The sequence below is a fragment of the Actinomadura sp. J1-007 genome (assembly GCF_009793335.1).
Taxonomy (GTDB): Bacteria; Actinomycetota; Actinomycetes; order Streptosporangiales; family Streptosporangiaceae; genus Spirillospora; species Spirillospora yumaensis.
Map to the genome: position 1 here is coordinate 666,910 of NZ_WING01000002.1, position 14,452 is coordinate 681,361.

11 protein-coding genes and 1 pseudogene are annotated in these 14,452 nt (G+C 74.7%); 9 read left to right on the top strand and 3 right to left on the bottom strand.

Going from position 1 to position 14,452, the window contains the following annotated elements:
* The first annotated feature begins 44 nt into the window (after positions 1-44).
* From murJ to GEV43_RS37045, 4 genes and pseudogenes are all read left to right on the top strand, one after another.
* Positions 45-1,658, top strand: a complete 1,614-nt coding sequence (gene murJ, locus GEV43_RS37030) for a murein biosynthesis integral membrane protein MurJ (RefSeq protein WP_160825386.1) — start codon at positions 45-47, stop codon at positions 1,656-1,658.
* A pseudogene (locus tag GEV43_RS37035) lies at positions 1,651-2,858 on the top strand (glycosyltransferase family 4 protein). Before murJ ends, GEV43_RS37035 begins: the two are co-directional and overlap by 8 nt.
* Before the next feature lie 227 nt (positions 2,859-3,085).
* Entirely contained in the window at positions 3,086-4,165 is a 1,080-nt protein-coding gene (locus tag GEV43_RS37040; RefSeq protein WP_160825387.1) for a TerC family protein, read from the top strand.
* 37 nt (positions 4,166-4,202) lie between these two features.
* Positions 4,203-6,398, top strand: coding sequence for an acyl-CoA dehydrogenase (locus tag GEV43_RS37045; RefSeq protein WP_160825388.1), 2,196 nt, complete (start codon positions 4,203-4,205; stop codon positions 6,396-6,398).
* Positions 6,399-6,626: 228 nt separating this feature from the next.
* Here the strand turns inward: GEV43_RS37045 and GEV43_RS37050 are convergent, their stop codons facing one another.
* Positions 6,627-6,977 (bottom strand): hypothetical protein, encoded by a 351-nt coding sequence (locus tag GEV43_RS37050; RefSeq protein WP_160825389.1) that lies wholly within the window; start codon positions 6,975-6,977, stop codon positions 6,627-6,629.
* Between the two features lie 155 nt (positions 6,978-7,132).
* Between GEV43_RS37050 and GEV43_RS37055 the strand changes: the two genes are divergently transcribed.
* Genes GEV43_RS37055 through GEV43_RS37065 form a run of 3 tightly spaced genes read left to right on the top strand, consistent with a single transcriptional unit; the run spans position 7,133 to position 9,903 of the window.
* Positions 7,133-7,564, top strand: a complete 432-nt coding sequence (locus GEV43_RS37055) for a hypothetical protein (protein WP_309240130.1) — start codon at positions 7,133-7,135, stop codon at positions 7,562-7,564.
* Positions 7,561-8,439, top strand: coding sequence for a MoxR family ATPase (locus tag GEV43_RS37060; protein ID WP_160825390.1), 879 nt, complete (start codon positions 7,561-7,563; stop codon positions 8,437-8,439). The genes GEV43_RS37055 and GEV43_RS37060 overlap by 4 nt, the downstream gene beginning before the upstream one ends.
* Positions 8,440-8,499: 60 nt before the next feature.
* Positions 8,500-9,903, top strand: a complete 1,404-nt coding sequence (locus GEV43_RS37065) for a VWA domain-containing protein (RefSeq protein WP_160825391.1) — start codon at positions 8,500-8,502, stop codon at positions 9,901-9,903.
* 62 nt (positions 9,904-9,965) lie between these two features.
* Here GEV43_RS37065 and GEV43_RS37070 read toward each other — a convergent pair whose 3' ends face one another.
* Positions 9,966-11,348 carry an MFS transporter gene (locus tag GEV43_RS37070; protein ID WP_160825392.1) on the bottom strand — a complete coding sequence of 461 codons (1,383 nt, stop codon included), beginning with the start codon at positions 11,346-11,348 and terminating at the stop codon, positions 9,966-9,968.
* Between the two features lie 105 nt (positions 11,349-11,453).
* Here GEV43_RS37070 and GEV43_RS37075 point away from each other — a divergent pair, with 105 nt between their 5' ends.
* Both GEV43_RS37075 and GEV43_RS37080 read left to right on the top strand, forming a co-directional pair.
* Positions 11,454-11,948: a helix-turn-helix domain-containing protein gene (locus GEV43_RS37075; protein ID WP_160825393.1), complete on the top strand. Its 495-nt coding sequence runs from the start codon at positions 11,454-11,456 to the stop codon at positions 11,946-11,948.
* Positions 11,949-12,038: 90 nt separating this feature from the next.
* On the top strand, positions 12,039-13,628 hold the full coding sequence (locus GEV43_RS37080; protein WP_160825394.1) for an adenylate/guanylate cyclase domain-containing protein: 1,590 nt from the start codon (positions 12,039-12,041) through the stop codon (positions 13,626-13,628).
* A gap of 27 nt (positions 13,629-13,655) precedes the next feature.
* On the opposite strand, the gene GEV43_RS37085 is transcribed toward GEV43_RS37080, so the two are convergent.
* Positions 13,656-14,429: a hypothetical protein gene (locus GEV43_RS37085; RefSeq protein ID WP_164717259.1), complete on the bottom strand. Its 774-nt coding sequence runs from the start codon at positions 14,427-14,429 to the stop codon at positions 13,656-13,658.
* Between the last annotated feature and the right edge of the window lie 23 nt (positions 14,430-14,452).

A 14,452-nucleotide genomic window follows, 5' to 3' on the forward strand; every position in this document is an offset into this window, starting at 1 on the left:
TCCTGGAAGAACCACCCCGTGCCGACGCCCGCGAGCCCGCCGCCGTGACACCGAACCTCCGCCGCCTGACCGGGGGGCTCGCGGGCGCGGCCGTCGTCATCGCGGTCATCACCGTGCTGTCGCGCCTCGCCGGGTTCGGCCGCACCTACGCGTTCTCGCAGACGGTCACGACGTCGTGCCTCAGCCAGGCGTACTTCACCGCGACCCAGTTCCCGAGCATCGTCTACGAGATCGTCGCGGGCGGCGCGCTCGCCAGCATGGTCGTCCCGGTCCTCGCGGGCCCCGCCGAACGCGGCGACCGCGAGCAGGTCCGCCGGATCGCGTCGGCGCTGCTGACCTGGATCGTCCTGCTGATGGTGCCGCTGTCGCTGCTGATGGCGCTCGGGTCCAGGCCGATCATGCGGATGCTCGTCGGCACCGACCTCCAGGGCTGCTCCCGCGACGACATCGTGTCGGTCGGCGGCGACATGCTCGCCGTGATGTCCGCGCAGATGGTGATGTACGGGCTCGCGGTCGTGCTGTACGGGCTGCTCCAGTCGCACCGCCGGTTCGTCGCGCCCGCGCTCGCGCCGCTGATGTCGAGCCTGGTGGTGATCGGCGCGTACGTGGTGTACGCCCCGCTCGGCGACGGCTACGAGAACGACCTGGCGGGCCTGCCCGCGCACGCCGAGCTGACCCTGTCGGTCGGCACCGCGCTCGGCGGCGTCGCGATGGCCGCCACCGCCGGGATCGCCGCGTGGCGGCTGCGGCTCGGGCTGCGGCCCGCGCTCGGCTTCCCCGACGGCGTCGCGCGGCGCGTGCGGCGGCTGGCCCTCGCGGGCCTCGCGACGGTCGCGGCGCAGCAGCTGTCCGCGCTGCTGGTCGTCCGGCTCAGCTACGAGGGGACCGGCGGCGCGCTCGCCAACTACCAGTACGCGTGGGCGATCTACCTGCTGCCGTGGGCGATCCTCGCGGTGCCGATCGCGACCAGCGCGTTCCCGATGCTGTCGGCGCGCGGCGGCGAGGACCAGGCGGCCGAGTTCGACCGGATCACGGCCTCGACGACCCGCGCGGTGCTGCTGGTGTCGTGCGCCGGGGCGGCGGTGCTCGCCGCGGTGGCGCTCCCCGTCGCCGTCGTGTTCAACCCCGGCAGCGCCGGCCAGCAGGAGGTGCTGACCCGCGCGGTCCTCGCGTTCGCGCCCGGCGTCGTCGGGTACGGGCTCGTCGCGCACCTCGGCCGCGTGCTGTACGCGTGCCACCGCGGCCGGATGGGCGCGCTCGCCGTCGTCGCGGGATGGCTGGTCGTCATGGCCGCCGACGTGGCGCTGGTGTTCTCCGCCGACCGCCGCTGGGTGGTCGCCGCGCTCGGCCTCGGCAACACCGCCGGGATGACCGTCGCCGGGGTCCTGCTGGTCGCGACGCTCGTCCGCGCCCGGGGCCGCGCCGCGGCGGTCGGCGTGCCGCGCGCGCTCGCCGCCGGGCTCGCCGGGGGCGCCGGGGGAGGCGCCGCCGGGTACGCGACGGCGGCGCTGCTCGGCACGGGCGCGCAGGTCCGCAACGTCGGCGTCGGGCTCCTCGCCGCCGTCGCCGCCGGGGCGGTGTTCCTGGCGATCGCGTTCGCCATCGACGGCCGCGGGCTGCGCGCCGTCCTCACCCGGAGGGTCACGCGCAATGCCTGAATCGCACACCAACGGCGGCGTCCCGCGCGGCACCCGCGTCGCGCTCGTGCTCGGGACCAGCGGCGGCGGCGTCGGACGGCACGTCCGCTCGGTCGCGGCCGGCCTCGCGGGGCGCGGCGCGTCGGTGGTGGTCTGCGGGCCCGCGTCCACGGAGGAGGCGTTCGGGTTCGGCGCGGCCGGGGCGCGCTTCGCGGAGGTCGACCTGACCGACCGGCCGCGCCCGATCCAGGACGCGAAGGCCGTCGCGCGGCTCCGCACGCTGCTGCGCGACGCCGACGTCGTGCACGCGCACGGTCTGCGGGCGGGCGCGCTCGCGGCCACCGCGTGCGCGCGCGTGGCGCCGGGCCCGCTGCGGTTCGCGCGGGGCGGGCCGCCGCTGGCGGTGACGCTGCACAACGCGGTCATCGCGGGCGGCCGGACCGCCGCGATCTACGGCGCGCTCGAACGGCTCGTCGCGCGCGGCGCCCGCACGGTCCTCGGCGTCTCGCCCGACCTGGAGGAGCGGATGCGCGCCCTCGGCGCGCGCGATGTCCGGCACGCGCTGGTGCCCGCGCCCGCGCCGAGCGAGCTGCCCAGCCCGGCCGTCCGGGCCGACCTGCGCGCGCGGCTCGGCGTCGGCGACCGGCCGCTGATCCTCACGGTCGGGCGGCTCGCCGACCAGAAGGGCCTGCCGGCCCTGCTCGACGCGGCGGCGGGCTGGGCGGGGCGGACGCCCGAGCCGCTCGTCGCGATCGCGGGGACGGGCCCGCTGGAGGGCGCGCTGCGCGAACGGATCGAGCGCGAGAAGCTCCCGGTCCGGCTGCTCGGGCAGCGCGACGACGTCCCCGGCCTGCTCGCCGCGAGCGACATCGCGGTCGTGCCGAGCGTGTGGGAGGGGCAGCCGCTGATCGTCCAGGAGATCCTGCGCGCGGGACGGCCGATGGTCGCGACCCGCGTCGGCGGCATTCCCGGGATGGTGGGCGCGGCCCCGCCGCGGGAGGGGGCCCGCTCGTGCGCGGCCCGGAGAGCGAGGCCGCGCTGCTGGTCCCGCCGGGCGACGCCGCCGCGCTCGAACGCGCCGTCGGCCGCGTCCTGGACGACCCGGCCCTGGCCGTACGGCTCGGCGCGGCGGCGGCCCAGCGCGCCGCGACGCTGCCCACCGAGGACGACGCGGTCGAGCAGCTCGCCGCGCTCTACGCGGAACTGCTCGGCGCGAGCTGAGCGACTCGGCGCAAACCCAGCGAGTCGGCGCAAGCCGAGCAAAGTTCGCGGAACGGGAACGACTCGCCGCCCGCCCCCGTTGGACGGGGTGATGGAGGGGAGTATCCCCGCGCACGGGTCTCGTCAGCACGGCCGGTCCGCACCGGCCCGGGGCCCGCGGTCCGCGCCGTGACGGCGCAGGACGGGAGAGACCTCCGGCGCTCGAACACGTACGCCGGAGGTGCATCTTGAACGTTTCGCCATGGGTGTGGGCCCTGACCCTCGCCGGGATCCTCACCGTGATCGCCATCGACCTCTTCGTCGTCCACCGCGGCGACACCCGCGAGTTCACGACCCGCAGGGCCGCGTTCTGGTCGGTCTTCTACATCGGCCTCGCCGTCCTGTTCGGGCTCGGTGTGTGGGCGTTCTCGGGCGGGCGGTACGCCGCCGAGTACTTCGGCGGGTTCGTCACCGAGAAGAGCCTCAGCGTCGACAACCTGTTCGTGTTCATGGTGATCCTGGCGCGGTTCGCGGTGCCGAAGCACGCGCAGCACACGGTGCTGATGGCGGGCATCGTCATCGCGCTCGTCCTGCGCGGCGTCTTCATCGCGGTCGGCGCGGCGGCCATCGCCAACTTCACGTGGGTGTTCGTCATCTTCGGCGGGTTCCTGCTCTGGACGGCGTACGGCCTGGTGCGCGGCGGCGACGACGAGGACTTCAAGGAGAACGCGCTGCTGCGGTGGGCCAGGCGCGTCGTGCCGACGTCCGACGAGTACGAGGGCGACCGGTTCCTCACCCGGCGGGACGGCCGCCGGATGGTCACCCCGCTCGCCATCGTCATGATCGCGATCGGCTCGACCGACGTGCTGTTCGCGCTGGACTCCATCCCCGCGATCTTCGGGCTGACCACCGAGCCGTACCTGGTGTTCACCGCCAACGCGTTCGCGCTGATGGGCCTCGTGCAGCTGTTCTTCCTGCTGGGCGGGCTGGCCGAGCGGCTGGTGTACCTCGGGCACGGCCTGGCGTTCATCCTCGGGTTCATCGGCCTGAAGCTCATCTTCCACGCGCTGCACGAGTACGGTGTCGCCTGGGCGCCGGAGGTGCCGATCTGGCTGTCGCTCTCGGTCATCGCCGGGACCCTCGTCGCGACCACCGTCGCCAGCCTGACCTGGGGTCGGGGCAAGGCGAAGCCCGCGGGGCCGTGGCCGCCGCGGCGGACGGGGCGGCCGCGCCGGACGCCGGGTCGGACGCTGCGGCGGGCCCGGCCGAGCCGCGGAAGTGACCTGTTAGTAACGTCACTACCCCACAGGACCAGAATGCTGTTCTAGAATTTTGGTCGACAGCGGGTCTGAGAGAAGGTGACGAATGGCCATCGGGCTGACCGAGGAGCATGAGGCACTCGCCGAGTCGGTGCGCGGCTTCGCCGAGCGCAACATTCCGGCGACGGTCGTACGCGCGGCGTTGGAAGCCGATGAGGAGACCAGGCCGCCGTTCTGGTCGGCCCTGGCCGAGCAGGGCCTGCTCGGGCTGCATCTGGACGAGGAGCAGGGCGGGCAGGGCTACGGGCTGCTGGAGCTGGCGATCGTTGTGGAGGAGCTGGGCCGTGCCGCCGCGCCGGGACCGTTCCTTCCGACGGTGCTGGCGAGCGCGGTGGTGGACGCCTCCAGCAACGCCAAGGCGCGCGCCGAGCTGCTGCCCGCGCTGGCGGACGGGTCGAGGACGGCGGCGGTGGCGCTGGACGGTGCGCTGACCGGCCGCCGCGACGGCGGCGCGCTCGTCGTCGGCGGCACGGCCGCGACGGTGCTGGGCGCGGTGCTCGCCGACGTGGTCGTCCTGCCGGTCGCGACCGACGACGGCGAGCAGTGGGTCGCGGTCGACGCGTCCGCGCTGAAGGTCACGCCGGTCGAGAGCCTGGACCGGGTGCGGCGCGTCGCGACCGTCGAGGTTCCCGAGGTGGCGGTGGCCGCTGACCGGGTGCTGGACGGTGTGACCGGTGGCCGGGTCCGTGATCTGGCTGCGGCGTTGTTCGGTGCGGAGGCCGCGGGTCTGGCGGGCTGGCTGGTGGCGACGGCGTCGCAGTACGCCAAGGTGCGTGAGCAGTTCGGTCGTCCGATCGGGCAGTTCCAGGGGGTCAAGCACAAGGCCGCCCGGATGCTGATCCGGCTGGAGCAGGCCCGCGCCGCCGCGTGGGACGCGGCCCGTGCGCTGGACGAGGGGGCGAGGGAGGCCGGGTTCGCGGCCGCCGTGGCCGCGGTGGTCGCGGCGGACGCGGGGGTGCGTACGGCGCGGGACGCGATCCAGATCCTGGGTGGGATCGGGTTCACCTGGGAGCACGATGCGCACGTGTACCTGCGTCGGGCGCTGACGTTGCGGGCGCTGCTGGGGTCGTCTGAGGGCTGGGCGGCCAAGGTGGCGGGGCTGGCGCTGGACGGTGGGCGCCGCGAGGTGGAGCTGGAGCTGGACGAGGGCACCCAGCCGCTGCGTGAGCGCATCCGCGCCCAGGTCGCCGAGTTGGCGGCGATCAAGGACAAGAACGAGCTGAACGCCCGGATGGGCGACGACGGCTGGACCGTCCCGCACTTCCCCGAGCCCTGGGGCAAGGGCGCGGGCCCGGTCGAGCAGATCCTCATCCAGCAGGAGCTGCGCGCGGCCAAGGTCAAGGCGCCCAACCTGGTGATCGGCGCGTGGCTCGTCCCGTCCCTCGTGCGGTACGGCACCGAGGAGCAGAAGGAGCGGTTCCTGCGGCCGACGCTGCGCGGGCAGATGGTGTGGTGCCAGCTGTTCTCCGAGCCGGGCGCCGGTTCGGACCTGGCGTCGCTGTCGATGAAGGCCGAACGCGTCGAGGGCGGCTGGAAGCTGACGGGCCAGAAGATCTGGACGTCGGTCGCGCAGTTCGCCCAGTGGGGCTTCTGCATCGCCCGCACCAACCCCGACGCCCCCAAGCACGACGGCATCACCTACTTCCTCGTGGACATGAAGTCCGAGGGCGTGGACGTCCGTCCGCTGAAGGAGCTGACCGGCGAGGCCATCTTCAACGAGGTGTTCCTCGACGGGGTGTTCGTCCCGGACGACTGCGTGGTCGGCGAGGTCGACAAGGGCTGGCAGGTCGCCCGCAACACCCTGTCGAACGAGCGGGTGTCGCTGTCGACCGGCGGCGGGATGGGCATGGGCGTGCCCGAACTGCTCGACTTCTTCAAGGGCCGGGAGCTGGGCGCGGTCGCGACCGCGGAGGTCGGGGAGCTGGTCGCGCAGGGCCAGTCGATCGACCTGCTCGGGCTGCGCACCACGTTGAAGCAGCTCAACGGTGTGGAGCCGGGCGCCGAGGCGAGCGTCCGCAAACTGCTCGGCGTGCAGTTCAACCAGGACGTCGCCGACTACTGCTGGGCGGCCCAGGGCACGGCCGCGACCACCGAGGTGCCGATGGCCGAGAGCGGCATCGTCGCGCGCGCGATGCTGTTCAGCCGCGCGATGACGATCTACGGCGGCACCACCGAGGTGCAGCTCAACATCATCGGCGAACGCCTCCTCGGCCTACCCCGCGACCCCGAACCCGGCAAGTAGCCCCGCAGGCCGCCCGGCCCCGCCCCCGCGAAGGACCCGGACGGCCAAGACCACCTCAACCACGACCCGAGCGCGTTAACTGTCCGGGGGAGGCGAAGGCGAAGCCGAGCCTCCCCCGGACAGATCGCGAAGCGATGCAGCGCTCGCGAAGGCACGGTCAGGACGCGAGCCGCCAGGCGAGCGGCCTGAGCCGGGGCTTCAATCGACACCGCCGGGGCTTCCATCAACTCAGCGGCGCGGGCGGAACATGTAGGTGGCGTTCACCAGGACGATCATCGCCAGGATCAGGAACAGGCCCGGGAGGTCGGCGTTCACCACGGCGATCGCGGAGAGCGGGATGGCGGCCAGCAGCGACAGCACCGCGAGGGCGAGGCTGTGGTCCTGGCCGCCCGTGCCGGTCGTCACGGGCGCGCGCCGCGGCGCGGGGGCGGGGGCCGGCGACGCGCCCCGCGCGTCGAGGGTCTCCTTGATGCGGTCGACGACCGTCTCGATGAACGCGTCGTCGTACTCGGGGCCCAGCTCGCGGCGGGCGGCCAGCGCCGCGGTCAGGTCCTCGCGCGGCAGGCGTGGTGTGGTCATGGTTCGGTTATAGGCAATGGGGGGCGCCGGTGACCTCCCTCCTCGGGACGAACCGGTGCGTACCCCGCAGGGATGAGGGGAGCGGCGGTCCGGAAACGGTCCGCTGGCGCGCCGGTAAACTGCCGAATCCTTCCAAGATCCTCCGGAGGTCCATCGTGAGACTGCGGGCCCGCTCGACCCTCCCGCCGGCCGCCGCGGTCGCCGCCGCGCTGGTGCTCGCCGGATGCGGCGGCGGCGGGGAGGCCGCTCCGGCGAAGGGCGGCGCCGCGACCAGCCTCGCGCCGATGCCCGCCGTCCAGGCGGCGCAGGTCAAGCCGCTCGTCGGACGGTGGGTGGCGGCCGCGAAGGACTACTTCGAGTTCACCGCCGACGGCAAGGGCGTGTGGAAGAAGGGCCGGCAGACGCTCTGGAGCGGGCAGGCCATCCCGGACGGCAAGGACCGGTTCCGCTTCTCCTGGCAGGGCGGCGACCCGAAGACCGCGTCGTACTGGGGCGTCACCGTCACCGACAACGGCGCCAAGCTGCTGTTCGCCGGGACGAACCAGCCGTACACCAAGGTCAGGACGAAGCCGAAGGGCAAGGGATGACGCTCGACTCCGACCCGCTGTTCGCCTCGCCCGCCGACGCCGCCGAGCGGCTCGCCGGGGTCGGCTACCTCGCCGGCGAGTCGATCGCGACGACCGTGTTCCTGGCGCAGGCGCTCGGCAAGCCGCTGCTGGTGGAGGGCCCGGCGGGCGTCGGCAAGACCGAGCTGGCCAAGGCCGTCGCCGCGGCGACCGGCGCCGAGCTGATCAGGCTCCAGTGCTACGAGGGCCTGGACGAGGCGCGGGCGCTGTACGAGTTCAACTACAAAAAGCAGCTCCTCGCCATCCAGGCGGCCCCGGCGGACCGGGCCTGGCGGGAGACCCACGACGACATCTTCTCCGAGGAGTTCCTCCTCGAACGGCCGCTGCTGGCCGCGATCCGCCGCGCCGACCCGACCGTCCTGCTGATCGACGAGGCCGACAAGGCCGACGTCGAGGTGGAGGGGATGCTGCTGGAGGTCCTGTCGGACTACCAGGTCACGATCCCCGAGCTCGGCACGGTCGGCGCCGTCCGCCGCCCGTTCGTCGCGATCACCTCGAACGCGGCGCGCGAGCTGTCGGAGGCGCTGAAGCGGCGGTGCCTGTACCTGCACCTGGACTACCCCGACCCGGCGCGGGAACGCGACATCGTGCTCGCGCGAGTGCCGGGCATCGAGGCCGAGCTCGCCGAGCAGCTCGTCCGCACCGTCGGCACGCTGCGCGCGCTGGAGATCAAGAAGGCGCCGTCCATCGCCGAGACGATCGACTGGGCCCGCACCCTGCTGGCGCTCGGGCTGGACGAGCTGGACGAGGCCGCGGTCGCCCGTACCCTCGGCGTCGTCCTCAAGCACGTCTCCGACCAGGAACGCGCCGTCAAGGAGCTCGGCCTGAAGGGCTGAGGTCCGGCCGCGGGAACCGAGGGGCCGCGGAGACCGAGGGGACGAGGGGAGCTGAACGCGATGGCGTCGTTGGTCGACCGGCACACCGGGTTCGTCGCCGCGCTGCGCGAGGCGGGCCTGCCGGTGTCGGTCGCGGAGGGGCTGGACGCCGTCCGGGCGATGCGGGCGGTCGACCTGCTCGACCGGGCGTCGCTGCGCGCGGCGTACGCGGCGACGCTGGTCAAGCGGCCCGCGCACCGCCCCGCGTTCGACACGCTCTTCGACCTGTGGTTCCCGCCCGCGCTCGGCGACGGCGTCGCGGGCGGAGACCCGGCCGCATGGGAACGTCCCGCGCGCACCCTCGACGGCGAGGGACGGCCCGTACCGCCGCCGCTCGACCCGGAGGTGCAGGCGCGCCGCCGCGAGCTGGCGGACCTGCTGCTGGACGGCGACGACGCCGGGCTGCGGCGGTTCGCGCGCGCCGCGGTCGGCGACTACGGCCGCACGCCGGGCCAGGAGTCGTGGTTCTCGTCCGGGGTGCTGAACGCGATGTCGCCCGACACGCTGATGGCGGGCCTGCTCAGCGCCGTGCTGAACGGCCAGGAGCGCGGTGGCATGGCCGAACGGATCGCGCGGCGCACGTTCCGCGACCGCATCTCCCGCTTCGAGAGCCTCGTCGGCGCCGAGGTGCGGCGCCGCATCGCCGAGGACACCGGCGTCGAACGGACCGCGCGCCTGTCGGTCCGGCCGCCGCTCGAACGGCTCGACTTCTCCTCCGCCCGCCGCGCCGAGCTGGCCGCGCTGCGCCGCGAGGTGTACCCGCTGGCGCGCCGCCTGGCGACCCGGCTCGCGCAGCGGCAGCGCCTCGGCGCCCGGGGCCGCCTGGACTTCCGCCGTACGGTCCGCGCGTCGCTCGCGAGCGGCGGCGTGCCGCTCACCACGCACCACCGGCCGCGCCGCCCGCACAAGCCGGAGCTGGTCGTGCTGTGCGACGCCTCCGACTCGGTGTCGGCGTTCGCGCACTTCACGCTGCTGCTGACGTTCGCGCTGCGGGAGCAGTTCAGCAAGGTCCGCGCGTTCGCGTTCATCGACGCGACCGACGAGATCACCAAGTACTTCGCGCCGGGCGCGGACGTCGCGGACGCCATGACCAGGCTCGCCGCCGAGGCCGACCTGGTGTGGATCACCGGGCGCAGCGACTACGGCCACGCGATCAAGGTGTTCGAGGACCGGTACGCCGACGCGGTCGGGCCGAAGACGTCGCTGCTGATCCTCGGCGACGCCCGGTCCAACTACGGCGACCTGGCGCTGCCCACGCTGCGCGCGATGGCGGGTCGGGCCCGGCACGCGTACTGGCTCAACCCCGAGCCGCGCCCGCGCTGGGACACCGGCGACTCGGCCGCGTCCCGGTACGGCGAGGTCGTGCCGATGTTCGAGTGCCGCAACCTGGCGCAGCTCGCCGCGTTCGTCGAGGAGCTCGCCTGAGGCGCGGCCCCGCGCGCCGGTCTCCCCGGCCCCGGCGCGCGGAGGTCACGGGCCCGCGGAGGTCACTGGGCGGGGCGGCGGTGGACGACCAGGGCCGCCCCGCCGCCGAGCGCGGCGACGATCGCGGACAGGAGCATCGCGACGTTGGTGCCGTGGGCGAGGGAGGCCTTGTCGCCGCCCGCGGCGATCGCGCCCACGATCGCGACGCCGAGCGCCGCGCCGATGTAGCGGGCGGTGTTGTTGGCGCCCGAACCCATGCTCGCCCGGTCGGGAGGGACGCTCTCCACGGCGAGGCGCGCCAGCATCGCGTTCGCGAGGCCGCTGCCGATCCCCGCGACGACGAGCCCGGGGACGAGCCGTTCCCAGGCCGAGCCGGGGCTCAGGCCGAGCATCGCGACCTCGCCGGCGGCGCTGAGCAGCAGGCCCGCGCCGAGCAGGTGCCCGGCCGACAGGCGGCGCGGCAGGCGCCGGGCCTGGAGCGCGGCCAGGAACGACAGGCTCGACCAGACGGCCAGGACCAGCGCGGACGCGAACGGCGACAGGCCGAGCGCGACGTTCATCACGGTCGCGAGGTAGCTCATGATCCCGATCACGGCGAGCCCGGTGACCAGCGCCCCGATGATCGACAGCAGGAACGGGCTCCGCCGGAACAGCGCCAGGTCCAGCATCGGCTCCGCGCGCCGCAGCTCGATCACGGCGAACGCGGCGAGCAGCACCGCCGCCGCCGCGAACAGGCCGAGCACCCCGGGCGCCGTCCAGCCCGTCCGGCCCCAGGTGATCGCGGCGAGCAGCGCGGCGACGCCGAGGCTCAGCGTGGCCGCGCCGGGCAGGTCCAGGCCGCGCCGCCGGGCGGCGCGCGACTCGGGCAGGGTGCGCAGGGCGGCGGCGCCGAGCAGGACGGACGCGGCGGCGGCCGCCCAGTACCAGGAGCGCCAGCCGGCGGCGGTGGTCATCAGGGCCGCCGCGATCGGCCCGAGCGCGATGCCGAGCCCGAGCATCGCGCCCCAGACGCCGGTCGCGTGCGCCCGCCGGTGCCCCTCGAACGAGGCGCCGATGATCCCGAGGCCGGTCGCGATCAGCGCCGCGCTCGCCGCGCCCTGCACGACGCGGCCGATCACGAAGACCAGGGCGCCGGGCGCGACGGCGCACGCCGCGCTGGAGGCCGCGAGCGCGGCCGTCCCGATCGCGAACACGCGGCGGCGGCCGTGGTCGTCGGCGAGGCTGCCGACCGCGAGCAGCGCGGCGGCGAGGCCGAGGCTGATCGAGCTCATGATCCAGATCTGGCCCGTGGTCCCGGCGCGCAGGCCCGCGGAGGTGTCCGCGAGGACCGCCATCGGGGCGGTGTAGTTCATCAGCGCGAGGAGGGTGGCGGCGGCGGGCACGGCGATGACCGCCGCGGAACCGCCGGCCCGCCGGTCCGCCCGTGGGGGCGCCGTGGTCGTCATGGGTTCTCCCGGAGCTAGGCTGGTTCAGTGAATGAACCGGAAGATCGCCGACCCTAGCACAGCGTGGTTCGTTCACCGAACCTGGGCGGGGGTAGTGTGGCGGGCATGGCACTCGGTAAGGACTACGCGGGGCAGGACTGCTCCGTGGCCCGCGCGCTGGAGGTCGTCGGGGAGCGCTGGACGCTGCTGATCGTCCGGGACGCCCTGTACGGGGTGCGGCGGTTCAGCGACTACCTCGCCCACCTCGGCATCCCGCGGGCCGTCCTGTCCGCCCGGCTGCACGCGCTCACCGAGGCGGGCGTGCTCGCCAAGGAGGGCAACGAGTACGCGCTGACGCCCATGGGCGTCGAGCTGTGGCCGGTCGTGCACACCCTCGCCCGGTGGGGCGAGCGGCACCGCTCGGCCGAGGAGATGCGGATCTTCGTGCACGCCGAGTGCGGCGGCCGGCTCGCCGACGACGCCACCTGCCCCGCCTGCGACCGGCCCGTCCGCCCGACCGAGGTCGAGATGCACCCCGGCCCCGGCGCCCTGCGCCGCGACGACCCGGTCAGCGTGTACCTCCGCGAACCGCACCGCCTGCTGGACCCCATCCGCACCTGAGCCCCGCCCGCCGTCCCGGCGGTGGCGGAGGTCCCGCCGGGGGGGTGTGACGTGCGGAACATTGCCCTGAAGCGGCTAATCTGCACCCTCATGGAGATCGAACAGGCCGATCCGGCGGCGCTGCGGCCGGGCCGGAGCCCGTTCGGCCCCCTGTGGCGCCTGATCGACGGGCGTCCCGGCGACACCCGCGCCCGCATCGCCCGCCGCGCCCGCGTCATGGTGACGCTCTCGACCGGCGTCGCCAACCTCGGCGGGGCCCTGGTCGTCCTGCTGTTCACCATCGTGATCCCGAACCCCGACGGCGAGGAGTCCGAACGGCTGCGCCAGGTCAACCTCTGGGTCTTCACCGCCTACGTGACCGCGGCGCTGCCCGTCGGGTTCGTCCTCGGCGAACGGTTCTTCCGCCGCGTCCGCCGCCTCGCCGAACGGCACGAGGAGCCCAACCGGCTGGAGCGCTCGCTCCTGCTGTACGGGCCGCTGCGCCTGATGGCCGTGCACCTCACGCTGTGGGGGATCGGCACGGTCGGCTGGGTCGTGATCAACGCGCCGTTCTCCGGGCTGCTGGCCGTCAAGCTCGGCCTGACCAGCCTGCTCGGCGGCCTCACCACCTGCACGATCGTCTACCTGCTCACCGAGCGGCTGCTGCGCCGCGCCGTGACCACCGCGCTGCGGATGGGGATGCCGCGCCGCTCCGGGCTGCCCGGCGTGGTCGCGCGGTCGGTGCTGGCGTGGGCGCTCGGCACCGCCGTCCCGATCCTCGGGCTGATCGCGCTCGCCGTCGGGTCGTTCCTCATCGCGACCGTCACCGTGCGGGACTTCGCGTACGCCGTGCTCGCGCTCGGCGGCACCGCGCTGCTCGTCGGCCTCGGCGTCACCTACGGCGCCGCCCGCGCGATCGCCGACCCGGTGGAGTCGGTGCGGCTCGGGCTCGCCAGGGTCGAGCGCGGCGACCTCGACGTCCAGGTCCCCGTGTACGACGCCAGCGAGGTCGGGCTGCTCCAGGCCGGCTTCAACCACATGGCCGCCGGGCTGCGCGAGCACGCCCGGCTCCAGGACCTGTTCGGCCGCCAGGTCGGCGAGGACGTCGCGCGGGTCGCGCTGGAGCGCGGCATCGACCTCGGCGGCGAGCTGCGCGAGGTCGCGGTGATCTTCGTGGACATCATCGGCTCCACCCGGCTGGCCGCCGACCGTCCCCCGACCGAGGTCGTCAAGCTGCTCAACGACTTCTTCGCCGTGGTGGTGGAGGTGATCGGCGCGCACGGCGGCTGGATCAACAAGTTCGAGGGCGACGCCGCCCTCGCGGTGTTCGGCGCGCCGCTGGAGCTGGACAGCGCCGCAGACCGCGCCCTCGCCGCGGCCCGCGACCTGGCCGTCCGGCTGCGCGGCGAGGTCCCCGGCCTGCGCGCGGCCGTCGGCGTCTCGGCGGGCGAGGCGGTCGCCGGGCACATCGGCGCCGAGGAGCGCTTCGAGTACACCGTCATCGGCGACCCGGTCAACGAGGCCGCCCGCCTCACCGACCTCGCCAAGACCACCGAGGACCGCGTCCTCGCCGCCGGGTCCCTCGTGGACGCCGCCGACCCCGCCGAGGCGGCGCACTGGTGGCAGGGCGAGGAGGTCACCCTGAGGGGCCGCGCCGAGCCCACCCGGCTCGCCTCCCCGCGCCGCCCGTCACGAGCCTGACCCGCGTTCCCGCGGGCGCGCACGGGGTCAGGCGGTGCCCAGGGTGGCGCCCTTGAGGGTGGTGTAGTAGGGGGAGTGGACGAAGCCGGGGCCGGTCTCCTCGCCGATGTAGACGTCGGCGTGGTTCTCGCCGCCGTAGCCGGGGCGGAACAGGTCCGTGACCGTCCAGCGGGCCTTGCGGAACCGTTCGCACACCGCGGCCTCGACGGGACGGCCGTTGCCGTCCCTGCCGCAGTCGGTGATGACGAACCGCTGCCCGCGCTTCAGCACCGAACGGTCGGCCGCCGCCGAGCTCCACGCCTTCAGCGGGCGCGCGCCCGAGTCGCGCGTCGTGTCGTCCAGCCACCAGCCGACGCTGTGCGACCAGTTGAGGTAGCGGCCCCGGTTGGGCCCGGTGGTGATCCGGCCGCTGCCCTCCGTCTGGATGATCTTCAGGAAGTCCGCCGGGTAGGAGCCCAGCGGCGTCCTGCCGTGCGAGCAGTGCAGCTTCGGGCATCCGCGCACGGCCTTGCGCGCGCCCTTGTGGAAGCTCTCGACGGCCGTGTAGTACGTCGTGATCCGCCAGCCGCCCTTCTTGCCGAGCGGCCCGGTCGCGCGGGCGCCGGGGTCCTCGGACGCTCCGGCGGACGGCGACGCGGGCGGTGCTCCGGACGGCGGCGGGGCCGCGGCGGGCGCCGACGCGGTCGGCGGCGGAACGTTCAGCGCGCCCGTGGACGCGCTCGAATCCGTGCCGCAGCCCGCGGCGGCCGGCGCGATGACCGCGCACGCCGCGAGCACGGCGGGCGTAGCCCTGAGCCGCATCGCACCCCCTCGCCGGCCGGCGC